21 protein-coding genes and 1 tRNA gene are annotated in these 24679 nt (G+C 72.2%); 9 read left to right on the top strand and 13 right to left on the bottom strand.

Annotation, left to right across the window (positions count from 1 at the left end):
• Positions 1-303: 303 nt before the first annotated feature.
• From RM572_RS16110 to RM572_RS16150, 9 genes are all read left to right on the top strand, one after another.
• Entirely contained in the window at positions 304-2703 is a 2400-nt protein-coding gene (locus RM572_RS16110) for a sodium-translocating pyrophosphatase (protein WP_311674034.1), read from the top strand.
• 221 nt (positions 2704-2924) lie between these two features.
• Entirely contained in the window at positions 2925-3488 is a 564-nt protein-coding gene (locus RM572_RS16115) for a small secreted protein (protein ID WP_311674035.1), read from the top strand.
• Positions 3489-3552: 64 nt separating this feature from the next.
• The gene (locus RM572_RS16120) at positions 3553-5112 is read left to right on the top strand and encodes a DUF7059 domain-containing protein (RefSeq protein WP_394813618.1); all 1560 of its coding nucleotides are present in this window, start codon (positions 3553-3555) and stop codon (positions 5110-5112) included.
• A gap of 191 nt (positions 5113-5303) precedes the next feature.
• On the top strand, positions 5304-5501 hold the full coding sequence (locus tag RM572_RS16125) for a hypothetical protein (protein ID WP_136183039.1): 198 nt from the start codon (positions 5304-5306) through the stop codon (positions 5499-5501).
• A 223-nt stretch (positions 5502-5724) separates the two neighbouring features.
• Positions 5725-8595 (top strand): type I DNA topoisomerase, encoded by a 2871-nt coding sequence (topA, locus tag RM572_RS16130; RefSeq protein ID WP_311674037.1) that lies wholly within the window; start codon positions 5725-5727, stop codon positions 8593-8595.
• A gap of 178 nt (positions 8596-8773) precedes the next feature.
• Positions 8774-11773 carry a dTMP kinase gene (tmk, locus tag RM572_RS16135; protein WP_311674038.1) on the top strand — a complete coding sequence of 1000 codons (3000 nt, stop codon included), beginning with the start codon at positions 8774-8776 and terminating at the stop codon, positions 11771-11773.
• Between the two features lie 423 nt (positions 11774-12196).
• Complete coding sequence (locus RM572_RS16140) at positions 12197-13405, top strand: DNA polymerase III subunit delta' (protein WP_311674039.1); 1209 nt, start codon at positions 12197-12199, stop codon at positions 13403-13405.
• 83 nt (positions 13406-13488) lie between these two features.
• Positions 13489-15084, top strand: coding sequence for an alpha/beta hydrolase (locus RM572_RS16145; RefSeq protein ID WP_311674040.1), 1596 nt, complete (start codon positions 13489-13491; stop codon positions 15082-15084).
• Positions 15085-15178: 94 nt separating this feature from the next.
• Positions 15179-15255, top strand: a tRNA-Thr gene (locus tag RM572_RS16150).
• 42 nt (positions 15256-15297) lie between these two features.
• Here RM572_RS16150 and RM572_RS16155 read toward each other — a convergent pair.
• The 13 genes from RM572_RS16155 to RM572_RS16215 all read right to left on the bottom strand — a co-directional run.
• Positions 15298-16683 (bottom strand): tyrosine-type recombinase/integrase, encoded by a 1386-nt coding sequence (locus RM572_RS16155; protein ID WP_311674041.1) that lies wholly within the window; start codon positions 16681-16683, stop codon positions 15298-15300.
• A gap of 64 nt (positions 16684-16747) precedes the next feature.
• Entirely contained in the window at positions 16748-16951 is a 204-nt protein-coding gene (locus RM572_RS16160) for a helix-turn-helix domain-containing protein (protein ID WP_311674042.1), read from the bottom strand.
• 105 nt (positions 16952-17056) lie between these two features.
• The gene (locus tag RM572_RS16165; protein ID WP_311674043.1) at positions 17057-18301 is read right to left on the bottom strand and encodes a DUF3631 domain-containing protein; all 1245 of its coding nucleotides are present in this window, start codon (positions 18299-18301) and stop codon (positions 17057-17059) included.
• The gene (locus RM572_RS16170; protein ID WP_311674044.1) at positions 18298-18654 is read right to left on the bottom strand and encodes a hypothetical protein; all 357 of its coding nucleotides are present in this window, start codon (positions 18652-18654) and stop codon (positions 18298-18300) included. Before RM572_RS16170 ends, RM572_RS16165 begins: the two co-directional genes overlap by 4 nt.
• Positions 18651-19550 (bottom strand): bifunctional DNA primase/polymerase, encoded by a 900-nt coding sequence (locus RM572_RS16175; RefSeq protein ID WP_311674045.1) that lies wholly within the window; start codon positions 19548-19550, stop codon positions 18651-18653. Before RM572_RS16175 ends, RM572_RS16170 begins: the two co-directional genes overlap by 4 nt.
• A 303-nt stretch (positions 19551-19853) precedes the next feature.
• Positions 19854-22088 (bottom strand): ATP-binding protein, encoded by a 2235-nt coding sequence (locus tag RM572_RS16180; RefSeq protein WP_311674046.1) that lies wholly within the window; start codon positions 22086-22088, stop codon positions 19854-19856.
• An 89-nt stretch (positions 22089-22177) separates the two neighbouring features.
• On the bottom strand, positions 22178-22489 hold the full coding sequence (locus RM572_RS16185) for a hypothetical protein (RefSeq protein WP_311674047.1): 312 nt from the start codon (positions 22487-22489) through the stop codon (positions 22178-22180).
• 2 nt (positions 22490-22491) lie between these two features.
• Positions 22492-22647 carry a hypothetical protein gene (locus RM572_RS16190; RefSeq protein WP_311674048.1) on the bottom strand — a complete coding sequence of 52 codons (156 nt, stop codon included), beginning with the start codon at positions 22645-22647 and terminating at the stop codon, positions 22492-22494.
• A 3-nt stretch (positions 22648-22650) separates the two neighbouring features.
• A complete protein-coding gene (locus tag RM572_RS16195; RefSeq protein WP_311674049.1) occupies positions 22651-22869 on the bottom strand; it encodes a hypothetical protein in 219 nt (72 codons plus the stop codon).
• Between the two features lie 62 nt (positions 22870-22931).
• Positions 22932-23075 carry a pRL2-8 gene (locus tag RM572_RS16200; protein ID WP_311674050.1) on the bottom strand — a complete coding sequence of 48 codons (144 nt, stop codon included), beginning with the start codon at positions 23073-23075 and terminating at the stop codon, positions 22932-22934.
• A 19-nt stretch (positions 23076-23094) separates the two neighbouring features.
• Positions 23095-23253, bottom strand: coding sequence for a hypothetical protein (locus tag RM572_RS16205; protein ID WP_311674051.1), 159 nt, complete (start codon positions 23251-23253; stop codon positions 23095-23097).
• Between the two features lie 88 nt (positions 23254-23341).
• The gene (locus RM572_RS16210) at positions 23342-23662 is read right to left on the bottom strand and encodes a hypothetical protein (protein ID WP_311674052.1); all 321 of its coding nucleotides are present in this window, start codon (positions 23660-23662) and stop codon (positions 23342-23344) included.
• A partial coding sequence (locus RM572_RS16215; RefSeq protein WP_311674053.1) for a conjugal transfer protein occupies positions 23659-24679 on the bottom strand: 1021 nt, incomplete at its 5' end. The genes RM572_RS16215 and RM572_RS16210, both read right to left, overlap by 4 nt.

Raw genomic sequence — 24679 nt, forward strand, 5'->3', positions numbered from 1 at the left:
CCTGGCCGTAAACCGCGGTGCCGCGCCTTTCTTGTGATCTTTCACCTGTCATTTCTCTGAAGAATGTAAAGACCTTTGTGATCATCGGCGGAGATCATTTTCTGTCGTCGGTCAATTTGCATGGGTCCCTCGCGCGGGCGAAATTTCGCGCCCCTTTCATTCGATCTTCGCTGTTGACGGCGAATTCCTGGTCTCGCACTCTGTTTGGAAGCGGATCAGCTCCCTAGAATCCGTCCACATCTTTGCTGCAGGACGCCTGAGCGTGCTTGCGCGCGCCCATGTGCCAAACGTCAAGGAGGACGAATGGCGGGGCATCTCACCCCTCTCCAGACCCACCAGCATCAGCAGCTCGCCGATGCCGTGCTGACCGCGGGGAACCGCGGTCTCGTGATCGTGATCGCGCTCGTCGCCCTGGCCGCACTCGGCGTGGCGGTGGTGCTCGTCAAACAGGTTCTCGCCGCCGGTGAAGGCACCGAGAGCATGAAGAAGATCGCCGCCGCGGTGCAGGAGGGCGCCAACGCCTATCTCGCGCGGCAGCTGCGCACCCTCGGCGTTTTCGCCGTGGTGGTGTTCTTCCTGCTGATGTTGCTGCCCGCGGACGATATGGCGCAGCGCATCGGCCGATCGTTGTTCTTCCTCGTGGGAGCCGGTTTCTCGGCCGCCACCGGATACATCGGCATGTGGCTGGCGGTGCGCAGCAATGTGCGCGTGGCCGCTGCGGCCCGTGAGGCGACACCCGAGGGCGAGGACGCGAGGTCGGGTTCTGTCGATCTCACCGCAGTCGCCCACAAGGCCACGAAGATCGCCTTCCGCACGGGTGGTGTGGTCGGCATGTTCACCGTCGGCCTCGGCCTGCTCGGTGCCGCGGTCGTCGTCCTCGTCTATGCGGCCGACGCGCCGAAGGTGCTGGAGGGCTTCGGCCTCGGCGCCGCGCTGATCGCCATGTTCATGCGTGTCGGCGGCGGCATCTTCACCAAGGCCGCCGACGTCGGTGCCGACCTCGTCGGCAAGGTCGAGCAGGGCATCCCCGAGGACGACCCGCGCAACGCCGCCACCATCGCGGACAACGTCGGCGACAACGTGGGCGACTGCGCCGGCATGGCCGCGGACCTGTTCGAGTCCTACGCCGTCACCCTGGTCGCCGCGCTCATCCTGGGCACGGCGGTCTTCGGCGACGCCGGCCTGGCGTTCCCGCTGCTTGTCCCCGCCATCGGTGTGATCACCGCGGTGATCGGCGTCTTCACCGTCGCCCCGCGCCGCAGCGACCGCAGTGGAATGACGGCCATCAACCGCGGCTTCTTCATCTCCGCGGTGATCTCCCTGGTGCTGGTGGCCGTGGCCGCGGTCCTGTACCTGCCGTCCAGCTACGCGGACCTGGACAACGTCCCGGCCGCCATCCAGGGCCACGAGGGCAACCCGCAGGTCCTGGCGATCGTCGCGGTCGCCATCGGCATCGTGCTGGCCGCGGTGATCCAGCAGCTCACCGGCTACTTCACCGAGACCAGCCGGAAGCCGGTGCGCGACATCGGACGGACCTCGCTCACCGGCCCGGCGACCGTCGTGCTGTCCGGCATCTCCCTCGGGCTGGAGTCGGCCGTCTACACCGCGCTGCTCATCGGCCTCAGCGTCTACGGGGCGTTCCTGCTCGGCGGCGGCACGCTGCTGCTGGCGCTGTTCGCCGTCGCGCTGGCGGGCACCGGCCTGCTCACCACGGTCGGTGTGATCGTCGCCATGGACACCTTCGGTCCGGTCTCCGACAACGCGCAGGGCATCGCCGAGATGTCCGGCGACGTGGAGGGCGCCGGCGCCCAGGTCCTCACCGACCTGGACGCGGTGGGCAACACCACCAAGGCGATCACCAAGGGCATCGCCATCGCGACCGCGGTCCTCGCCGCGGCCGCGCTGTTCGGCTCGTACCGCACCGAACTGTCCTCCGCCCTGGCCGAGGCCGGCGAGGGCGCGGGGGAGATGCTGACCGTGCTCGACATCGCGCAGCCCAGCACGCTGGTCGGCCTGATGCTCGGCGCGAGCGTCGTCTTCCTCTTCTCCGGCCTCGCCATCAGCGCCGTGTCCCGTTCCGCCGGGTCGGTGGTCTACGAGGTGCGGCGCCAGTTCCGGGAGAAGCCCGGAATCATGGACTACACCGAGAAGCCCGAGTACGGCCGGGTCGTCGACATCTGCACCAAGGACGCGCTGCGCGAGCTGACCACCCCGGGCCTGCTCGCCGTGTTCGCGCCCATCGTCGTCGGCTTCACGCTCGGCGTCGGGGCGCTGGCCGCGTTCCTGGCGGGCGCGATCGGCGCGGGCACGCTGATGGCGGTCTTCCTGGCGAACTCGGGAGGTGCCTGGGACAACGCCAAGAAGCTGGTGGAGGACGGTCATCACGGCGGCAAGGGCAGCGAGGCCCATGAGGCGACCGTGATCGGCGACACCGTAGGCGACCCGTTCAAGGACACCGCGGGCCCCGCGATCAACCCGTTGCTGAAGGTCATGAACCTGGTGGCGCTGTTGATCGGTCCGGCTGTGGTGCAGTTCAGCTACGGCGAGGACAAGAGTGTCGGCATGCGCGTGGTGATCGCGTTGATCTCCGTGCTCGTCATCGTCGGTGCGGTGTACGTCTCCAAGCGCCGCGGCATCGCGATGGGTGAGGAAGGCAACAACGAGCGCACCGCGAAGTCGCAGGACGCGGTCGCCACTTCCTGACCGATACCTGACAGCGAGCGGCTGACCTGCTTCAACAGGCGGGCGGGCGAGGGCTCTTGAGCTCCCGCCCGCCCGCCTCGTCGTGCACGGAAACGCCGGAGGCGGTGCTGCACGTACTGTGGCGAACAGCTCAATCGGGTACAGAACGGTCGCCCGGCTCGTCACGGATGCCGTCTTGGCGTGTAAGTTCCGGGCCGGAAGAGCCACGAAGGGACCGATCGGTGAACAAGAAGCTCGCGGCCGCACTGACCGGAAGTGCGGCACTCGTCCTCACGCTGACCGGCTGCGGCGACGACGGCGCGGACACCGCGGCGTGGGCCAAGAAGGTCTGCGACAAGGTCAAGCCGCAGGTGGACAAGATCCAGCAGGCCAACAAGTCGATCAACGAGGCCTCGCAGCAGAAGAAGTCCCCCGAAGAGGTCCAGAAGACCGACTCGGCGGCATTCCAGGACATCTCCGAGGCCTACAAGGCCCTGGCGGACGCCGTCGACGACGCCGGCGTCCCGCCGGTCGAGAACGGCGAGAAGCTCGAGACGAACGCGGTCGACGAGCTCAAGGGCCTGTCCAAGTCCTACGCCGGCCTCAAGAAGACCGTGGACGAGCTCGACACCGGCGACCAGTCCGAGTTCGCCGAGGGCCTCAAGGGGCTGGCGCAGGAGCTGGGCCGCCTCGGCGAGAGCGGGGACAAGTCGCTGCAGAAGCTCCAGTCCGGCGAACTCGGCCAGGCCATGTCGGAGCAGGAGGGCTGCCGCAAGGCCTCCCCGGGCAGCACGCCGACCACCTGATCCGCGTCCGCTGCCCGCCCGGGTGCCGCCGGGGGCTGCCTCACCGGCGGACCCGGGCGTCACAATGGACGCCGTGGTCAACTCTGAAGGGTCCGCCGGCCCCGCCCCCGTCCCCGCGCCCGACTCCGCCGAACGGATCCGCGAGGCGCTGCTCGCCGCCCGGTTCACCCCGGACGGACTGCTGGAACTGCTGGGCGCCTCCGCGTACGCGGCGCTCGCCCGCAACGAGACCGTTCCCGCCCGCCGCGCCCTGCGCGCGGAAGGCCCCCTGGAGACCCTCGTCCGGCTGTTCCTGCTCCAGCGGCCCGTCCCCGAGGAGCAGGCCCGCGGTGCACTGCCCCTCGACGCGGCGCTGAACGACGGCTGGCTGGTCCGCACCGACCCGTCCGCGGCGCCGCCCGGGGGTCCGGCGGTGCGCGCCGCCGTCGACATCCGCCCGTACGGCGGTCCGGACGGCGAGGACTGGTGGATCGTCTCCGACCTGGGCTGCGCCGTGGGCGGCGCGTCCGGCATCGCCGGCCAGTACGAGGACGTGGTCCTCGGCGTGGGCGGCGCGTCCACCACGCTGGCGGGGCTGACCGTACGTACGCCCGTCGCGCGTGCCCTGGACCTGGGCACCGGCTCCGGCATCCAGGCACTGCACGCCACCCGCCACGCCGCGCGGGTCACCGCCACCGACGTCAACCCGCGCGCCCTCGCCTTCACCCGCCTCACCCTCGCCCTCTCCGGCGCGCCCGAAGCCGACCTGCGCGAGGGGTCGCTGCTGGAGCCTGTCGCCGACGAGGATCCGTACGACCTGATCGTCTCCAACCCGCCGCTGGTCATCTCGCCGGACAGCCGGTTCGAGTACCGGGACGGCGGCATGGGCGGCGACGACCTGTGCCGCACTCTCGTGCAGCAGGCCGCCGGGCACCTCGCCGAGGGCGGGCATCTGCAGCTCCTCGCCAACTGGGAGCACCGCGACGGCGAGGACTGGCGCGACCGGCTGAGGTCCTGGGTACCGGCCGGATGCGACGCGTGGATCCTGCAGCGCGACGTGCAGGACGTCAGCCAGTACGCCGAGCTGTGGCTCCGGGACGCCGGCGACCACACTGCGGGGCAGACGGCGTACGAGTCCCGCTACGACGCCTGGCTGGACGAGTTCGAGGCCCGCGGCACCACGGCTGTCGGCTTCGGCTGGATCACCCTGCGCGCCACCCGCGCGCCGGAACCGTCGGTCGTCATCGAGGAGTGGCCGCATCCGGTCGAACAGCCGCTCGGCGACGTGGTGCGCGCCCACTTCGCGCGGCAGGACTTCCTGCGCGCCACGGACGACGCCGCCCTGCTCGGCTGGCACTTCACGCTGGCCGACGGGGTCGTCCAGGAGCAGGTGGGGTTTCCCGGGGCCGAGGATCCGGAGCACGTGGTGCTGCGCCAGAACCGCGGCCTGCGGCGCGCCACCCAGGTCGACACGGTCGGGGCCGGATTCGCAGGCGTGTGCGACGGGTCGCTGCCGGCAGGGCGGATTCTGGACGCCATCGCCCAGCTGCTCGGCGAGGACCCGGTCCGCTTGCGCGACCGCACGCCGGAGGCGATCCGGCTCCTGGTCGGACAGGGCTTCCTGGAACCGGTCCCGGCGCCCTGACGCCGCCGTGCCCGTGCCGGACCGGCGCCCCGGCCTGCGGCCGCTACGCCCGCACGCTCCGCGCCGGGGCCCGTACGGGGTCCGGGTGTGCGCCATGCGGGCCACCGGGACGACACCGTTCGGGCGGTGCCGTTCATCCGACGTTCGTCGTACGGTCGCCCGCGGCTGCGAGCGTGCGCACCATGGGCGGCATGGAGAGTGGATCCGCAGCCTTCGCCGGTACGGCCCTCGCGGTCTTCGGCGTCGCGCTGCTCCTGTGGACCTCGACACGCACCCGGCTGCGGCAACCCGTGGCCGAGGGTGTGCACCCGGTGGCGGCGATCGCGCTCGCCGCCGGATTCGGCCTGCTCTCGGTGGTGCTCGGCTTCCTTCTGCTGACCCCGGCCTGAACCGCCGACGAGGGTCTTCCGGGCCCGCCGCCTGCCGCTCGGCCCCTCGCCCGAGGCGGCCGGTGCCGTGCCCGGGAGCGCGGCAGGGCGGCAGGAAACCCGGTTGTCGGGTTACCGTTCGAGTGGCGCTGGAGCATTTTCCCGTTTGACACGGGGGCGGGCGGTACCGTCACACTCCGCAAGCGTCACCGAGACCGATGCCGACCGGAGAGAAGAGCCGAAGTTGTCCCCGACCAGCGAGACCACCAAGGGCGGGCGCCGACTCGTGATCGTCGAGTCGCCCGCCAAGGCCAAGACGATCAAGGGCTATCTCGGCCCGGGCTACGTGGTCGAGGCCAGCGTGGGACACATCCGTGATCTCCCGAACGGCGCCGCCGAGGTTCCGGCCAAGTACAAGGGGCAGCCCTGGGCGCGCCTCGGAGTCAACGTCGAGCACGACTTCGAGCCGCTCTACGTCGTGAACAGCGACAAGAAGGACCAGGTCAAGAAGCTCAAGTCGCTGCTCGCGGAGTCCGACGAACTCTTCCTCGCCACCGATGAGGACCGCGAGGGCGAGGCCATCGCCTGGCACCTTCAGGAGGTGCTGAAGCCGAAGGTCCCGGTGCGCCGGATGGTCTTCCACGAGATCACCAAGGACGCCATCCGCGAAGCCGTCAACAACCCGCGGGACCTGAACCAGAAGCTGGTCGACGCACAGGAGACCCGCCGCATCCTCGACCGCCTCTACGGCTACGAGGTCTCGCCGGTGCTGTGGAAGAAGGTCATGCCGCGGCTGTCGGCGGGCCGTGTCCAGTCGGTCGCCACCCGGCTCGTGGTGGAGCGGGAGCGCGAGCGCATGGCGTTCCGCTCGGCCGAGTACTGGGACCTGACGGCCAGCTTCGCCACGGTCGCGGGGGGCGGGGCGGACTCCTCGGACCCCGGCACCTTCGGGGCGCGGCTCAGCGCCGTCGACGGCCGCCGCGTCGCCCAGGGCCGCGACTTCGGCGCCGACGGGCAGCTCAAGACCGCCTCGGCGTCCGCGCAGGTGCTCCAGCTCGACGAGCAGGCAGCCCGCGCGCTGGCCGACGGCCTGGCGCGCACCGACTTCTCCGTCCGCTCGGTCGAGTCCAAGCCGTACCGCCGCTCGCCGTACGCGCCGTTCCGTACGACCACGCTGCAGCAGGAGGCCAGCCGCAAGCTGGGCTTCGGTGCGAAGGTCACCATGCAGGTGGCGCAGAAGCTGTACGAGAACGGCTTCATCACCTACATGCGTACGGACTCCACCACGCTCTCCGACACCGCGGTGGCCGCCGCCCGCGCCCAGGTCACGCAGCTCTACGGCGCCGACTACCTGCCCGAGCGGCCGCGCACCTACGCCGGCAAGGTCAAGAACGCGCAGGAGGCGCACGAGGCCATCCGCCCGTCCGGCGACCGCTTCCGCACGCCGGCCGAGACCGGCCTGACCGGCGAGCAGTTCAAGCTGTACGAGCTGATCTGGAAGCGCACCGTCGCCTCCCAGATGAAGGACGCCGTCGGCCAGTCCGTGACCGTGAAGGTCGGCGGACGCAGCGCGGACGGGCGGGACGCCGAGTTCAGCGCCACCGGCAAGATCATCACCTTCCACGGCTTCCTCAAGGCCTACGTCGAGGGCGCCGACGACCCGAACGCCGAACTCGACGACCGCGAGCGCCGCCTGCCCCCGGTCCAGGAGGGCGACGCGCTCACGGCCGACGACCTGACCGCCGACGGCCACGCGACCAAACCCCCGGCCCGCTACACCGAGGCCACGCTGGTCAAGGAGCTGGAGGAACGGGAGATCGGCCGCCCGTCGACGTACGCGTCGATCATCAGCACCATCCTCGACCGGCGCTACGTCTTCAAGAAGGGCACCGCGCTGGTGCCCTCCTTCCTCTCCTTCGCCGTGGTGGGACTGCTGGAGAAGCACTTCGGCCGCCTGGTCGACTACGACTTCACCGCGAAGATGGAGGACGACCTCGACCGCATCGCCGCCGGCAACGCCGAGGCGGTGCCGTGGCTGCGGCGCTTCTACTTCGGCGAGGACGGCGCCGGTGACGGAGCGGCGAACTCCGCCGCCGACTCCGGGAACGGCGACGGCGACCACCTCGGCGGCCTGAAGGAACTGGTCTCCGACCTCGGCGCCATCGACGCCAAGGGCGTCTCCTCCTTCCCCGTGGGCGAGGGCATCGTGCTCCGCGTGGGCCGCTACGGGCCGTACGTCGAGCGGCTCTCCGAGGACCCGGAGCAGCAGCCCGGCAAGCGCGCCGACGTGCCCGAGAACCTGCCCCCGGACGAACTGACCGTCGAGCTGGCCGAGGAGCTCCTCGCCAAGCCCAGCGGCGACTTCGAGCTGGGCGAGGACCCCGAGACCGGACGGCCGGTCGTGGCGCGCGACGGCCGCTACGGCCCGTACGTCACCGAGGTGCTGCCCGAGGGCACACCGAAGACCGGCAAGAACGCCGTCAAGCCGCGTACCGCCTCACTGCTGAAGTCCATGTCGCTCGATACGGTGACGTTGGAGCAGGCTCTGCGGCTGCTGTCGCTGCCGCGCGTGGTGGGCGAGGACCCGGAGTCCGGCGAGGCGATCACCGCACAGAACGGCCGCTACGGGCCGTACATGCGCAAGGGCACCGACTCGCGTTCGCTGGAGTCGGAGGAGCAGATCTTCTCCATCACGCTCGACGAGGCGCTCGCCATCTACGCCCAGCCCAAGCAGCGGGGACGAGCCGCCGCGAAGCCGCCGCTGAAGGAACTGGGCACCGACCCCACCACCGAGAGGCCGGTCGTGGTCAAGGACGGGCGGTTCGGCCCGTACGTGACCGACGGCGAGACCAACGCGACCCTGCGCACCACCGACGACGTCGCGACGATCACGCCGGAGCGCGGGTACGAACTCCTCGCCGAGAAGCGGGCCAAGGGGCCGGTGAAGAAGAAGTCGACGGCCAAGAAGTCGACGGCCAAGAAGACGGCGGCCAAGAAGACGGCGGCCAAGACCGCTTCCAAGACTGCGGCCAAGAAGACTGCGGCGAAGAAGTCGACGGCGAAGAAGACCGCCGCCAAGAACGCCGCGGCGAAGGAGAGCACCGCCGGGAAGTAGCCCGGGAAGTACCCCGGGACCGGGGGCCCGGGACATACCGCCGGTCGTGGAGCCGCGTGTCGGCGCATCGCCGGGGCGTTCCCGGGCCGCCCGGCGGCGCGACCCGTCCGGCCTGCGGAGGCGTGCGAATGTTCGGGCGGCCGCTCGTGCTGTCGGCGGCGCCCTATACGCTGGCAGGATGACGCGTTCAGAGCAGCCGACTGGCGTGGACACGGACAACTCCGCCGCGGACGACGCCCTCGCCGCGGACTCACGCGAGCGTGCCGTCGGCGCACTTCTTCGCTACGGCCCGCTACGGCGGTTGTGGAGCGCCCAGTTCACCGGCGGCGTCGCCGATGTCCTCGGACTGCTGGTCCTGTTGCTGCTCGCACTCAAGGCCGCCGTGATCGCCCCCGTCGTCGGCGGCGACCCGGTCTTCGGCGGCGGCTACCGCGGGGTCGCCTTCGTCGTGGCCGCCGTGTTCGGGGCACGCCTACTGGCCACCCTGCTCTTCGGCGCCGTGCTGCTCGGCCCGCTCTCCTCGCTCACCGCCTCCGGCGGCCCGCTGGACCGGCGCTGGACGATGATGGTCGCCGACGGGCTGCGTGCGGTCGTGCTGATCATCGCCCCGCTGTGGAACGACTGGGTGCCCAGGACCGCCTTCGTCGCGATCCTGGCGACCGTCTTCGTCACCGGCGCCGCGGAGCGCGTGTTCGCCGTGGCCAAGGACAGCACCGCCCCCGCGCTGCTGCCCGCGCCCCCGCCGGAGGGCGCCGCCGTGCGCCCGCTGCCCGACCACGCCGACGCGCTGCGCCGCCTGTGGACACGCACCGGCTTCGTCGCCTTCCCCATCGCCGCCGCCGGACTGGTGGTGATCACGCTCGTCTCCAACCTGCTCGGTTCCGGCATCGACTGGTTCACCACCCACCAGGCAGCGCTCGGCGGGTACGTCGCCGCCGGTCTCTTCGCCGGTTCGCTGTCCGTCCTGGCCTTCCTCGAACTTCCCGACTCCGCGACGCCGCGCCCCCGTTCGCCCCTCCAGGGCCTGCGCCGCCCGCGCAGGGACGACGCCCGGGAGAAGGGCCGCACGGGCGCGGTCCCCCTGCTCGTCCTCGGCTGCGCGGCGCTCGCCGGCGCCATCGGCGCGGCCGTCTCCGTGGCCGCGCTGGAAGCCGCCAGCCTCGGCGGCGGTCCGGTGGCGTTCGGCCTGCTGGTGCTCGCCCTCACCGGCGGCACCGCCCTCGGCATCCGGCTCGCCCCGCGCGTGCTGCCCGCCCTGTCCCGCCGCCGCCTGTTCGCCGTCGCCGTCGCCGTCACCGGCGTGGCCCTGCTCGCGACGGGCCTCACGCCGGACACCGCGACGATGCTCGGCCTGGCTCTGCTCTCCGGCCTCGCCGCCGGCGTCGCCGCGCACACCGGCCACACCCTGCTGGACCAGGAGACCGAGGAGCCCCGCCGCGCCCGTCTCACCGCGCACCTCCAGGCCGTCGTCCGCGTCACGGTGGCGCTGACCGCGGTCGTCGCACCCGTGCTGGCCGCGTTCATCGGCCCGCACCGCGTGCAGGCCGGCGACTTCGTCTTCGAGCACGACGGCGCCGCGTTCGTGCTGATGCTCGCCGGCGCCCTGCTGCTGCCGGTCGCCGCCCTCGTGCTCGGCCGCACCGACGACCGCCACGGCGTACCGCTGCGCCGCGACCTGCGGGAAGCCCTGCGCGGTGCCGAGCCGGCCCAGGCACCCGCCGCGAGCGGCTTCTTCATCGCCGTCGAAGGCGGCGACGGCGCCGGCAAGTCGACCCAGGTCGAGGCGTTGGCGGAGTGGATACGCGGCAAGGGCCACGAGGTCGTGGTGACCCGAGAGCCGGGCGCCACCCCCATCGGCAAGCGGCTCCGCGCGATCCTGCTGGACGTCTCCTCCGCCGGCCTCTCCGACCGCGCCGAGGCCCTGCTCTACGCGGCGGACCGGGCCGAACACGTCGACACCGTCGTCCGGCCGGCGCTCGAACGCGGGGCCGTCGTCCTCTCCGACCGCTACATCGACTCCTCCGTCGCCTACCAGGGCGCCGGACGGGACCTCTCGCCCACCGAGATCGCACGGATCTCCCGCTGGGCCACGGACGGCCTGGTGCCCCACCTGACCGTTCTGCTCGACATCTCGCCGCAGACCGCGCGGGAACGCTTCACCGAGGCCCCGGACCGGCTGGAGTCCGAGCCGGACGCCTTCCACCAGCGCGTCCGCTCCGGCTTCCTGTCGCTGGCCGCCGCCGACCCCGCCCGGTACGTCGTCGTCGACGCCGGTCAGGAGCCCGAGGCCGTCACCACCGTCGTACGTCACCGGCTGGACCAGGTGCTGCCGCTCTCCGAGCAGGAGGTGCAGGCCCGCGAGGACGCCCGCAGGGCGGCCGAGGAGGAGGCCCGCCGCCGCGCCGAGGAGGAGGCCGCCCGCAAGGCCGAGGAGGAACGCCAGGAGCGGGAGCGGCAGGAGCAGTTGCGCAGGCTCCGGGAGGCCGAGGCGGAGGAGAAGCGCCGCCAGGAGGAGCAGGAGCGGCAGCAGGAGGAGGCCCGCCGCGCGGAGGAGGCGCGGCGGCGTGCCGAGGAGCAGCGCCGTCGTGCGGAGGAGGAGCGCGAACGCCGCGAGGCGGAGGAGCGCACCCGCCGCGAGGAGGAGGAACGCCGCCGCCGGCTCGCCGAGGAGGAGACCCGCCTCCGTGCCGAGGCCGAGGAGCGCCGCCTGGAGAAGCAGCGCAAGGCGGAGGAGTCGCTGATGCGGGCGGAGCAGGCACGGGAGGCCGAATCCACCCGCCGCGAGGACGCCGCCGGGACCGCGCCGATGCCGCGTATCGACATGCGCAAGGACACCGCGTCCGGACCGGCCCGCGACGGCGACCCGGACAGCGAGGAGACGACCCAGCTCCCGCAGCAGACACCCGGGGCCGATGCGCCGGCCGAGGACGAGACGACCGTCCTCCCCGCCGTCTCGCCGGACGAGGAGACCGCGGAGGTCCCCCAGGTCGAACGCACCCGGGAGATGCCGCGCGTCGAGGACGAGTCCGGCCAGGAGAACGGCGGGCGGAAGGGCCGTCGTCGGCGCCGCGAGTGGGCGGAGGAGACCCCGCTGGACGACATGCCGACGCTCGCGGACGAGCTGCTCGGCTCGCGCGACGAGGACGAGGACCGGGGCGACCGCCGCCGCGACCGCTGACGCGGCCGCGGCCGGTGCCGGTGCCGGTGGCTCACCGCGCCCGCGTCCGCCGCGGCGATGCGCGGCGGACGCCGGGCGGAGGCACGCACGGCGCCACCCCGGCACGCACGCCGGTGAACCGCAGAGCACGTCGGCCCCGCGTTCCCCGGCGGTAGCGGCAGGCCCGGGGGCATTGCACCGTGCCCGCGACGCCCCGGCCCGGGGGAAGGTCCGCGGCGCGGGACGGACGAGCCCGTTCGGTGGCCCCCGACGGATCCGCCGTCGCCCCACGGCCGTTCCCCTCCCCGGAAGCGCCCCGCCGAAGGCCGCGCGCCGTTCCGGTCGACGGGGCATGTTGCCCGGCACCGGCAAGGAGCTGTCACAGGCGTCCCGCACAATGGGAACCGCACAGCGCAGCGCACGTCGCGGAGAGGACGGCCCCACATGCCCGTATGGGACGACGTCGTCGGCCAGGCGCGGGCCGTCGAGCAGCTCGCCGCCGCCGCCCGGGACGCGGACGCGTACGTCACCGCGGAGGCGACCGGCGAGCCGGTCGCCCTGTCCGGCTCCGCCATGACGCACGCCTGGCTGTTCACCGGCCCGCCGGGCTGCGGCCGTTCCACCGCCGCCCGCGCCTTCGCCGCCGCGCTCCAGTGCGTCAGCCCGGACCGTGCCCTGGGCGGGCAGCCCGGCTGCGGCTTCTGCGACGGCTGCCACACCTCCCTCGTCGGCACGCACGCCGACGTCGAGGTGGTCCGCACCGACCTGCTCACCATCGGCGTCAAGGAGACCCGCGACCTGGTACGCCGCGCCCAGATGTCGCCGGCCGGCGGACGCTGGCAGGTGATCGTGCTGGAGGACGCCGACCGTCTCACCGAGGGCGCGGGGAACGTGCTGCTGAAGGCCGTCGAGGAGCCCGCGTCGCGCACCGTGTGGCTGCTGTGCGCGCCGTCCACCGAGGACGTCCTGCCCACCATCCGTTCCCGCTGCCGCACCCTCTCCCTCCGTACGCCGCCGGTGGACGCCGTCGCGGACGTGCTGGTCCGACGGGACGGCGTCGAACCGGGCCCCGCCGCGGCCGCCGCCCGCGCCACTCAGGGACACATCGGCCGGGCGCGCCGCCTCGCCACCGACGAGCGGGCCCGCGCCCGCCGCGCCGCGGTGCTCCGCCTCCCGGAGCGCGTCGCGGACATCGGCGGCGCGCTCAAGGCGGCCCAGGAACTGGTCGACGCCGCGGCCGAGGACGCCAAGCAGGCCGCGGAGGAGAGCGACGCCAAGGAGACGGAGAAGCTGCGGGCCGCCCTCGGCGCCGCCGAGGGGAAGCGGCTGCCCCGCGGCACCGCGGGCGCGATGAAGGAGCTGGAGGACCGCCAGAAGCGCCGTGCGACCCGCACCCAGCGCGACTCCCTCGACCTGGCCCTCACCGACCTGACCGGCTTCTACCGCGACGTGCTGGCCAGACAGTTCGGCTCGGCCGCGGCCCTCGCCGACGAGGAGACCGGCGACGCCGTCGCGCAGCTCGCCGCGCGCTCCCGGCCCGAGCAGACGCTGCGCCGCATCGACGCGATCCTGGAGTGCCGTACGGCCCTGGACCGCAACGTCGCGCCGCTGCTCGCGGTGGAGGCGATGGCGATGTCGCTGCGCGCGGGCTGACCACTTGTCCGGATACGCTCCGAAGATCGGCCCGTATCCGGTTCGCTCCCGCGACCCGCCGCCAACCAAGGGAAACGTTCGTCATGGAATTCAGGCGTGTGCTCCGTTCCTCCACAGCCGTCGTGGTCGGCGCCGCGCTGCTGGTCTCCGGCTGCACCTCGGACGACGGCGGGTCGGACAAGTCGGAGAGCAAGCAGCCGCTGCCCACCAGCACCCGTCCACCGGGCGGTGACGCCGCTCCGCTGCGTCCCCTGCCGAAGAAGATCCCCGCCGGACTGCAGACGTACTACGAGCAGGACCTGAAGTGGGGCGAGTGCGGCACCATCGGCTTCGAGTGCGCGAACCTCACCGTGCCGCTGGACTACGACGACCCCTCCGCGGACTCCGACCTCCAGCTCGCGGTCTCCCGCAAGAAGGCGCCGGGCGGGGGCGACCCCACCGGCTCCCTGATGGTGAACCCGGGCGGCCCCGGCGGGTCCGCGATCGACTACCTGCAGCAGGCCGCTGCCGTGGGCTTCCCGGCCGAACTCCGCGAGAACTACGACATCGTCGGCATGGACCCGCGCGGCGTCGGACGCAGCGAGCCCGTCGAGTGCCTCTCCGACCGGGAGATGGACGGCTACACCCGCACCGACCAGACGCCCGACGACCCGGGCGAGGTCGACAAGCTGGTCACCGCGTACAAGAACTTCGCCGAGGGCTGCGAGCAGCGCACCAGCGGCCTCCTCGCTCACGTCTCCACCCGCGACGTCGCCCGCGACATGGACGTCCTGCGCGCCGCCCTGGGCGACGAGAAGCTCTCCTACTACGGCGCCTCCTACGGGACCTACCTGGGCGCGACCTACGCGGGCCTCTTCCCCTCCCGCACCGGCCGCCTCGTGCTCGACGGCGCGATGGACCCCTCGCTGGAAGCCGTCGACATCAACCGGCAGCAGACGGGCGGCTTCGCCACCGCCTTCCGCGCCTTCGCCGAGGACTGCGTCGAACGGCGCAACTGCCCGCTCGGCAACGGCACCACCCGGCAGGCGGGCAAGAAGCTCGGCGCGTTCTTCGAGAAGGTCGACGACGAGCCGCTGGAGACCGGCGAGTCCCGCACGCTGACCGAGTCGCTGGCCACCACGGGCGTCATCCAGGCCATGTACACACAGGTGTACTGGCCGCGTCTGCGCGCCGCTCTCGCCGACGGGATGGAAGGCGACGGCGCCGGCCTGCTCACCCTCGCCGACGCCTACTACGAGCGCGCGGCCGACGGCTCCTACGGCAACATCATGTTCGCCAACCCGGCCGTGAACTGCCTCGACCTCCCGCCGGCCTTCTCCGGCCCGGCAGAGGTCAGGGACGGGGTGGCCTCCTTCGAGAAGGTGTCCCCCGTCTTCGGCCGCACCTTCGCCTGGGCCTCGCTGAACTGCGCCTACTGGCAGGTCGAGCCCACGGGCGAGCCGCACCGCATCGCGGCGAACGGGGCGGCGCCCATGATCGTCGTCGGCACCACCCGCGACCCGGCCACCCCGTACGCCTGGGCCCAGGGCCTCGCCGGCCAGATGAAGACCGCCGACCTGCTGACCTACGACGGCGACGGCCACACCGCCTTCATGCAGGGCAGCCGGTGCATCGACGAGGCGATCACCCGCTACTTCGTCGACGGCGACATGCCGCCCGAGGGCAAGCGCTGCTCCTGACCCCATCAGCACCCGGGGTGCCCCCGGTCCGGGGCACCCCGGCAAACCCTGTAGACTTCATCCCGCTGCTCACGCCACCATGGCACGAGCGCACGCCGCCTTAGCTCAGTCGGCCAGAGCGACGCACTCGTAATGCGTAGGTCAGGGGTTCGACTCCCCTAGGCGGCTCCACTGAAGCCCAGGTCACACCCAATGTGACCTGGGCTTTTCTCGTCAGCGGATGCGGCGGCGACGCCGTGCGCGGGCGGTCCGCGCGTCGGTGGTCTCAGTTCTGGTCTCAGTCGGGGCCTGCGGGCGGGGGAGGAAGGCGTCCCCCATGCGCCGCATGGCGTCCTTCGAGAGATGAGACCGGCCCTTCACGTACCGGCGGGTCTGGCTGATCTGGGTGTGCCGCAGGATCTCCATGATGGTGGGCATGTCGACGCCCAGCTCGTTGAGGATCGTGCCGGCGGTGTGACGGCTGCCGTCGTACAGGCGGCGGTCATCGATGCCCGCCTCTGCGAGCAGGTCCTTGAACTCCTCCCAGTCCTGCCGCGGGTCGATGGGGCGGCCGTCAGGGCGGGCGAACACCACGTCGTTGTCTTCCCAGAGATCGGCCATCGCCTCTCGCTGGGCGTCCTGCTCGGCCTTGTGATCAGTGAGCAGCGGGATGAACGCAGGAGGGATGGGCACCGCATCGCGGCTCTTCTTGGTCTTGGGCCGGGTGAACACCAGACCGCCGCCCTTCCGGTCCGGGCAGGCACTCGCGTGGCGGGTGCAGCCCTTCGGGCAGGGACTCGGGCAGCCGCGCTTGTAGCTCTTGTGCTGCGTGCAGTCCTTCGGGCATGCCTCGAAACGGTGCAGGCGCTCACCGCACGCATGAGCGTCCGCGCAGCCGTGGCGCCAGGTGAGGCGCTGAAGCTGCCATTGAGGGTGGAACAGGCCGTTCTCCAGGTCCACGTAGGACCAGCGCAGGCCCAGGGACTCGCCCTGCCGGAAGCCCATCCCGACCCCGATCACCCAGCGGACGAAGGTCGGTCGCTTCAGCGCCGCCTCGAGGAAGGCTTTGGCTTCTGCCTGGCTGAAGGGGTTCGCTTCCGTCTCGTCCACCGACGGAGGGTCGACCAACGTGGCGACGTTCTCGCTGATCATCCGCCTGCGGTGAGCGATCTTCAGTGCGCGGGACAGGATGCGGTGGACCTTCAGGACGTGGGAGGGGGCGCGACCGGCGTCCAGCATCTTGCGGTACATGCGCTGCAGGTGTTCCGGCGCGAGCTTGTCGAGCCGGTGCTGGCCGACGCCGGGGATGATGTCGTTTCGCGTCTTCGACCAGTAGTCGTCCAGGGATCGCGGTCGCAGCTTGAGACTGGCGATGTCCGTCAGGTAGGTCGTCATCCACTGCTCGACGGTGGGTGCGCGCCCGGCCTTGGGGGCACGTCCGGCGTCGCGCTGCTTCTCCAGTGCGCGGACTTTGCGGCGTACCTCGGCTTCGGTGCGTGCGCGTCGGTGCCGGCGGTCTGGGCTTCCGTCGTCCTTGGCGCCCATCGTGACGCGGCCGTGCCACCAGCCGTCCGTCCCCAGGTAGATGCTGGACTCCATGTTGGCCTTGCGAGGGCTCACGTTCGGTTCCTCCATGCGCAAGGGCGGCCCCAGAGGAGGGGCCGCCCTTGCACGGGTTGTTCGTTCAGCGGGTCACGATCGCGAGGTTGGCGACGTAGTGTTCGAGGTCGCTGCGGCGGATGCGCATGGAACCGCGGACCTTCGTGGACTTCAACACGCCTTCGGCCACCAGCTCGTAGACGGTGGACCGGCCGACACTGAGGACTTCTGCGGCATCAGCGGGCTTGTAGAGCAGTCGCTCGGCAGGCGTGGTGAGGGCGGTACTCACTGGCTTCCTCCTCCGGAAGTCGGTTACGGGGGTTACGCGGTTACGTCGCAGGTCAGCGGCCGGTTTTCTGTAACCGGTGCTGGGGGTGTAACCGGAACGGTGCGGCTACGGCGCGGTGGTGGCGGGTGCCTGCGAAACGGCACCGTTACGGTTACAGGCTCCTTCCGGGGTTACTGCTTCGTCGCTGGTCAGCGTGGGTGTGAGGGGGGTTGTAACCGGTGTAACCGAGTTCTGCGGGCCGCCCCCGGGAGGGGCGGGGCAGTAGCGGGCCCAGGCGTCCGCGAGGTCTTCGACGTGGTAGCCCTTGGTGGGCTGTCCGCCGATGCGGATGGTGCGGGACCTGATCCGCTTGCCCCGGCCAGTGACGTACTCCCCGAGCATCCGGGAGAGCCCCCGCGCGGTGAGGGGGCGGCCGTCCAGGTCGCCCCAGGGGGCGTCTTCCATGGCGTTGAGCAGGTGCAGGATCTCCACCGTCGACACGGCGCTCTCGCCGGGGAACACGGCGTCGCGCAGGTCGGTGAGCAGCTTCACCCCCAGCGACGCGCGGTCGTCCTCGTCCACAGCCGTGACCAGCTCCACGCAGGCGGCGCGGGCTCGTTCGGGCCAGCGTCCGCCTGCGGCGTCGGCGACGGCGAGGAGGGGTTCCCACACGTCGGCCGGGCGGTCGGTGATGCCGTCGGGCATGACGGGCCACGCGCCGTCGACCTTTTCGGTGATTTGCTCGGCCCACTGGGCGAGCTGGTCCCGCAGTTGATTGCCTTCCTTCTCGTGGATGCGGGCGCGGAAGGGCTCCACGGTCTCGTGGCGTGCGCGGCGGCGCATGCGGACCACGATGGAGCGGGCCAGGATCGTGTCCGGCAGCGTGCCCAACCCCCCGAGGGCGACGGCGCAGTACGAGGGGAAGGGCACCACGGACTGGTTTCCCTGCCCGTCGGCCACGCACCGGTAGGAGACTCCGGAGCGGCGGTGCCCGGCGTTCAGCAGCCCGCGCAGGTCCTCGTTCGCGTCCTTGGCCTTGGCACCGAACACGGTGTCGATCTCGTCGAAGAGGATCACCGGCCGCCCGGTTTCGTCCGCGACCGCGCGGAAGAGGGCGGCTGGCGAGGCGTTGACGGCGTGCATCGGCCGGGGCACCAGGGTGGCGATGACCTCCAGGGCGCGGGTCTTGCCCGACCCCGGCTCCGGGGAGAGGAACGCCAACCTGGGGGTGGAGTCGAAGCAGTCGAGCAGGTGGGTGTGCGCGTCCCACAACACCGTGGCCACGTACGCAGCCTCGGAGGGGAAGGCGTTGAAGCGGCGGTGGAAGCGCTCGATCTCGTCCAGCAGGGCCGGGCCGTCGATGGCGGTCATGCGGCAGTCTCCTCAGTACGGCCCACCAGCAGCGGGCAGGCGGTGCGGTGGGCGGTGTGCTCTTCGACCAGGGCGGGGACCTTGCGGTGTCCGACGGCGCTGCGGTCGCGTCCGCAGGCGCACCACGAATGCGCGGTCGGCACCGCCCCGCGACCCGGCGCGGTGATCCGCAGCCACCCCATGGGCTGAGGCCCGGCTGCCGGGTGCGGGTCAAGGCGAAGAGCTACTACGACGCCTTCGGCGGCGTCCTTCTCGGCGCCCACGGCCGGTACGTCGTCCGGTCGTTGGGCGGGTGCGGCCGGGTCGTGGCGGCCGGTTGGGCTCTTAGGACGGGGAGTTCCGGGGGCGGTCATGCCGCCTGCCCGGGGTTGTGGGCGATCGACCAGTTCAAAGCGCTGGTGATCACCCCGTCGCAGTAGCGCGGGCGCAGGCCGGCCGACTCCCCCGCCTGCCTAAGAGCCTCCTCCACCACCTCGCGGGCGAGGTCGCCGGACGCCACCAGCCGACCCAGCGCGCGGGCGGCTCGGGTGAGCGTCCAGTTCCGGCAACCCTCCCCCGCAGCAGCGACGTTCGCCGTCTCGTTCCGCAGCGCCGCCAGCGCGTACCGAGACGCGTCCCGCGCCACCGGAGCTACGACGGGCCGCATGGGCCGCTGAGCGGGCGTGAGCGCGTCCCGCAGCCAACCGGGCAGCGGTACGACCGGGGCGTCGTCGGTCACCTCGTACGCGCCTGCCGGGGTGGTGCTGCCGGGGGCGACGACGTATCCGCCATGGGCGCGGGTGTCGATCAGCTTCCCGAGCCTGCCCGCGCTGTTGCCGAGCCGCACTCCCTCGGGGGCGGTGAAGTACAGGTGCTCCCCACCGCTTGCAGTCCGCACCGTGCGCGTCACCGGGACTACGTGCTCGGTGCGCTCGCAGAGCGCCTCGAAGGTCGCCCTGCCGTCAGGCAGGTCGGTCTTGCTCTTGTCCTTGGGCTTGTCCATGTCGATGACGACCAGCCCGGCCGGGCCGGTGGCGATCCCGACGTTGAACCCGCCCGCAGCCCAGCAGGCCCGGATGCGGTCGGGGTCGGTGGTGGCGCGCTGCTCCCACTTCGCGTGGCCGGCCGCGCAGTCCCCGGTGCGGGGGCAGCGCTCCTCACCGTGCAGCGCCGGTGCTTTGGCGCCGGGGCGGAGGGGGAAGACGGGCCAGCCGCGGGCGGCGGCATCCAGCGCTGCCGAGACCAGCGCGGTGGGTGGGTGATGGGTCATGCTGGGAGACCTCCTCAGTCTCTTGGGGCTGTGCAGGAGGGCCGGGGCGACCGCGCATTCTTTGGCGAGAGGGGCGGTCGCCTCTGCCCTGCCGTGGAAGCGGAATGTGTCGTGGTGGTGGTTCAGGGAGGTTGGGGCACCCCCTGTCGGGGTGCGTGTGGAGGGGGTGCGGGGCATGCCGCCGGGGGTGCCTCCCTGCCTCCCTGGCAGGTCGTTTGTGCTGATCAACCACAGGGAGGCGGGTCCAGGGAGGGGGGTAGGGAGTTCTCCCTGCCTCCCTGGACCCGAAGGGTGCGGCTCCCTCTATCCGAGAGCGGAAGCGGAATCGTCCTCGGGCCGGTTGGCGAGTGCGCGGTGAAGGCGTTCGCGGCTGATGTGCATGCGCCCGTCGGACTTGTAGGGCTCCGCGCCGGTGCCGTCCAGGGCGCGCTTGAGGTCGATGAACGACCACTGGCCGTAGACGCTGCCGCACAGGGCCGCCAGCCGCTTGAGCACGTCCTGGGTGAGCAGCTTCGTCGCGTCCCCGACGACATGTGCGATGTCGGCCAGGTGGTCGCGTTCCTCAACGGTGGCGACGGCGTGGGCGGTGGTGACCCCGTCGCGCACCGCCTTGGCCCTCACGGCGAGCTGTTCGGCTTCGTCGTCGTTGATGTAGTGGGTGCGGATGGTGGTGGAGGACTGGCCCGGCGCGAGCTTCACGCCGTCACCGGCCACCACGACGGTGCCCTTGTCCAGGCCCTGGCGCAGCTTGTGCGGGGCGGCGCCGCCGTCGACGGCCTTGTCTCCCAGCGCCATGCAAGCCTGGGACTCGGTGCCCAGCACGAGGGATGCGCGGATGTGGGCGCCCTCGCGCACGAGCTTGGGCAGGTTCTGGTCGGTCGGGTCCTGGGTGCCCTGCCACAGCAGCACATCCACCGCACGGCCCTGGTTGTGGAGCTTCCGGGCGGCCTGGAAGTACCGGCTGGTGGCCTTGGTGCCGCCCAACGGCCGCTTGTCCGCGGCTCCGATGGGCTTGCCGTTCTCGTCCAGCGGCCGGTTGTCCGCGCTGACGGCGGGGCACATGAACGCCACCTGCGCCTCATCGACCAGCAGGATCAACGGCCGGAACTTCGTACCGGCCGGTGCCAGGATGCGGCGCTCCATCTCTGCGACGCCCTCTTCGACCATGTCCACGACCTGGGCCACGTGCTCGTCGGTGGGACCCTCGATCAGGACGGTGGCGATGCCCTCGAAGGGCTTCCAGTCCCCCACACCCTTCAGGTCTCCGATGCGGAACTCGACCGTGGGGTCGAGCGCGAGCCACAAGGCCAGGGCCCGCAGGGAGGCGGTCTTGCCCTGGTTGGACAGGCCGGTGATGAGCATGTGCCGCTGGTAAAGGCTGATCAGCGCGCCGTCGCCGCGCAGGTCCTGGCCCCACGGTGCGCGGCCGGACTTGTAGTCGCCGCTCGCGTCGGGGTCGGTGACCAGCGGGGACGGGCCGATCGGCTCATCCAGTGCGCCGGAATCCGCGATCCACAGCCGCACCGTGCGAGCGGCTTCGGGGATGGTGATGAACACCTCGTGTTCGTGCCGGGAGAGGTTCTCGGCGAGCTTCCGGCGCCGGTTTTGCACCTCATCGGTGGACACCCCCGAGGGGAGAGTGACGTCGACTTCGACGCCGCATCCGGCGATCCGGATCGGTCCCAGCATCCCGGCGCCGGCGTCGCCCATCTCCTTGATGGCGTTGCGCAGCGCGGCCACCCCCAGGTGGCGCAGGGCCTGCACCACGATGGAGGGGGTGATGGGCTCACCACCGGAGTTGTTCCGCGCGGGGAGGGCCCACTGGGGTGCGGCCTGACGGCGCTGCCCGACGGCCCACAGGCCCAGCAGCGCGGCCCAGGGGGCGATGGCGACCAGCGGCCCCCACACCACCGCCACGACGAAGATCAGCAGGTTCACGGCCTCGATCACCGCCATCGTCGGCGCGATGACGTCGGACCACTGTCCGGAGGAGACGGCCATCATCCCGCCCAGGACGAGCAGGGCGCCCTGGGTGGCGGCGGCGCCAATTCCCAGGCCCTTGGCGGCCTTCTGCGGGGCCTTGAGCAGGTCCATGCGCCGCTGGTGCCGCGCGGAGCGGAACGCCGCCGCACGGGCCTCCCACTCCAGGGCCCGATCGGGCTGCCCGGCCGCTTCGGCGGCGCGCATCATCCGCTCATACCGTGCGGTGGTGCGGCCGTCCCACGCCCGCTTCGCGACGATCCGCGTGCCGCCGACCACGTACATGCCGTGCCGGGCGACCAGGCGTCCGGCGGTGCGGGTGCGCTCGTCGGTCAGCGCGGCGCGCACCGCACCGGCGGCGTGCCGGGCCCGCAACCGGCGCCGCCGCACAGCGGGCTCTATGCGGGCCGGTTCGACCGGCACGGGCACCAGCACCGGCGGCACCGTCGCGGGCGGCGCGGTCGCCTCGTCGGGGGTGGTGCTGGTGTTCTTGACCAGGGACAGCCGCGGGGCGGCCGGGGGTGCGTCGGCCGCCTCGGCGGCGTGGGTGTCTGCCATCGTGGTGCTCTCCTGATTCCTTCGATGAGGGGTTGGGGCCCGGCGGGGCGGCCCGGATGCTTGCCGGCGTGGGCCGCCCCGACCGGGGCTTAGCGGGCGGCGCGCTCCACGGCCCGCAGCCGCTTCTCCGCCTCCCGCCGCTCGCCCTTGGCGCGCTGCCGCTCCTCGCGGGAGGTGGCGGTGCGCTCGGCGACGCGGGCGGCGGCGAGGGCGTCCTTGGCCTCGTTCAGCCGACGGGCGTGCGCCTCGTGCTCACGCCGCCCCCGGTCGGCGGCGGCCTGGTCGATCCGCTCGATCTGCGCCTCGATCCGCGAGACGTCGCCGGAACAGTTCTTGGCGCCCTTGAGCAGCAGCCGGGCGCGCTGGGCCTTCTCGGAGCGGGTGTAGACGGGAGTGGTCATGGTCAGTCCTCCTGCTTGGTCTCGCTGATGGCGGCGGAAACGGCGAGCCGGGCCCACACGGCGGCCTGCTCGACGCGTTCAGGCGTGGGGTTGAGGCAGTGGCGGGGGGCAAGCAGTTCGGCGGCCTTGGCCCGGTACTCGGCTGCGGTCAGGTCCATCGGTCAGCCCTCCTGCTCGATGTCGGTGCCGGTCTCTTCGTCGTCGAGTCGGCCGCCGGTGAGGCGGTCGACGGTCAGGAACGCCACCATGGCGACGCAGGCGAGCCCGACGGCGTCGTGCCAGGGCAGGCCCGGGGTGGCCACGGCAGCGGCGGCGCTGGCCACCCCCAGGGCGGCGGCCGGCGGGGCGACGGCGGCGAGAACGTTGGCAATGCGGGACATGCGGACTCCTCCACGGGGTTCGGCGGTTCGCGGGTTGGCCGGATGGTCGGGGCCGGGGCTGGTCACCACCAGCGGATGCGGCGTTCGCGCTTGTGCAGCTCCAGGTGCTCCAGGCAGTCGGGGCAGTCCTCCTTCGGGCCGATCCCGAAGAGGTCGGCGTGCTTCTTCGCGTGCTCCTCGCACTGCTTGCAGGACTCCTGCGACATCAGGGGGTCTCCTCTCGGGTCACTTCTTGCGGGTCTTGCCGGAAGCGACGGCGTAGGCCATGAGCCCGCAGGCGATGCAGGCCCAGCCGCGGCCGAGGTGGCCGTCACCACCGACGACGAACACGGCGCCGGCGGTGACGAACAGGACGATCGCGAGGGCGTAGAAGAACTTCGGCATGGCGTCCTCTCTCGGGGTGGCGTGGCCGGGGCTGTCCCGGCTCCCCTCACCGCCCGGCCGGGGTGGGCCGGGCGGATCGGGCAGCCGGTCAGCGGCCCTTGCGCACGTCCGCCAGGACGGAGCGCAGGATGAGCAGGCACACGGTGACCGCCACGGCGGAGACCGCGACCGCGACCGCCGAGACGGCGACGGAGAGCAGGAGGGCGGATCCACCCATGCCGACCGCCAGCCACTTCACCCCGCCCCCACCCGAGGTGGCGGGTGCCGGGGAACCGTGGTGCCGGCACGCCGACTGCTCGTGCTGGTGGTGTTGCTGTGCGGCGTGGACGGCGGCGAGGGCAATGGCGAACTGGTCGGACTGGCGGGCCGCCTCGGTGGCGTCCGAGGACGCGCGGATGATCTCGCTCACGCTTCCACTCCGTTCACGACGTCGCGGCGCAGGTCGGCCGCATCTCGGCGGGACAGGCCCAGCTCCTCGCGGAGCTGGTCGATGGTCACCCCGCGACGCCCGGCGGTGACCGCCTTGCGGTGCAGGGAACGGGCCTTCTTGCGCAGGTCAGACGGCGTGAGCGTCACCTTCTCGGTGACCACCTCCCGCCCCTCGGCGGCCGGTACCGCCACCGGCTCACGCCCCGGTGCCGGGGCGTCGTCGTGCTCGGTGCCGGTGGTTACCTCGGCGGTCGTGGCGGTGACCAGTTCCCCGCGCGGCTGGTCGAGGCGTTCGGTGGTCACCTCGTAGTGCGGGTTGCTGGTCGCGCCGAACGTGTCGGGGGTGCACCATCCGATCTCCTCCAGAACGTCCGGCAGCGACCGCACCGGAACCGGCGCCGGGGTGGTGGTCTCCTCCTCGGCGGCCGGGAGTTCCGGGCGGTCGGTGCCGGGGAGGGTGAACATCTCGCCCAGCGCGGTGTCCGCGCCCGCGGTGACGCGGGAGCGCTGGACGCCCAGGAGTTCGGTGTTCAAGGTGGTGTCCCCGGCGCCGGCCTTCCGCGCCAGCCGCCATGAGGTCTTGTCCGACCGAGCCCGGATCTTCTCGTCCGGGTGGTTCGCCGCGCGGGCCCGGTGATAGGCGAGTGACCGCATGAGGGCGGCGGCGGATGCTTCGGCCTCGGCGTCCCGGCCGGTCTGGAAGACGACGATGCGGCGGGCGACGAACGCCATGCCCTCGGCGGCCACGCACATCCCCAGCGGCGTCACCGCATAGATCACGGTCGTGGCGGGGTCGTCGGCGGCCATGGCAGCCATCACCGATGCCGCGACCGGCGTGGCCCACAACCCGAGGCGGACCACGGCCGGGGCCGACTGCCCCAGCAGCGTCAACGCGAGCATGATGACGGCCAGCACGCCGGTCGCGCCCTCACCGGCCGCCACCGCACCCAGCGCCGTGCCCTTGCCGTAGGCGCCCGAGATGTTGGTGTAGGTGCCG

Source organism: Streptomyces hazeniae (assembly GCF_031845485.1).
GTDB lineage: Bacteria > Actinomycetota > Actinomycetes > Streptomycetales > Streptomycetaceae > Streptomyces > Streptomyces hazeniae.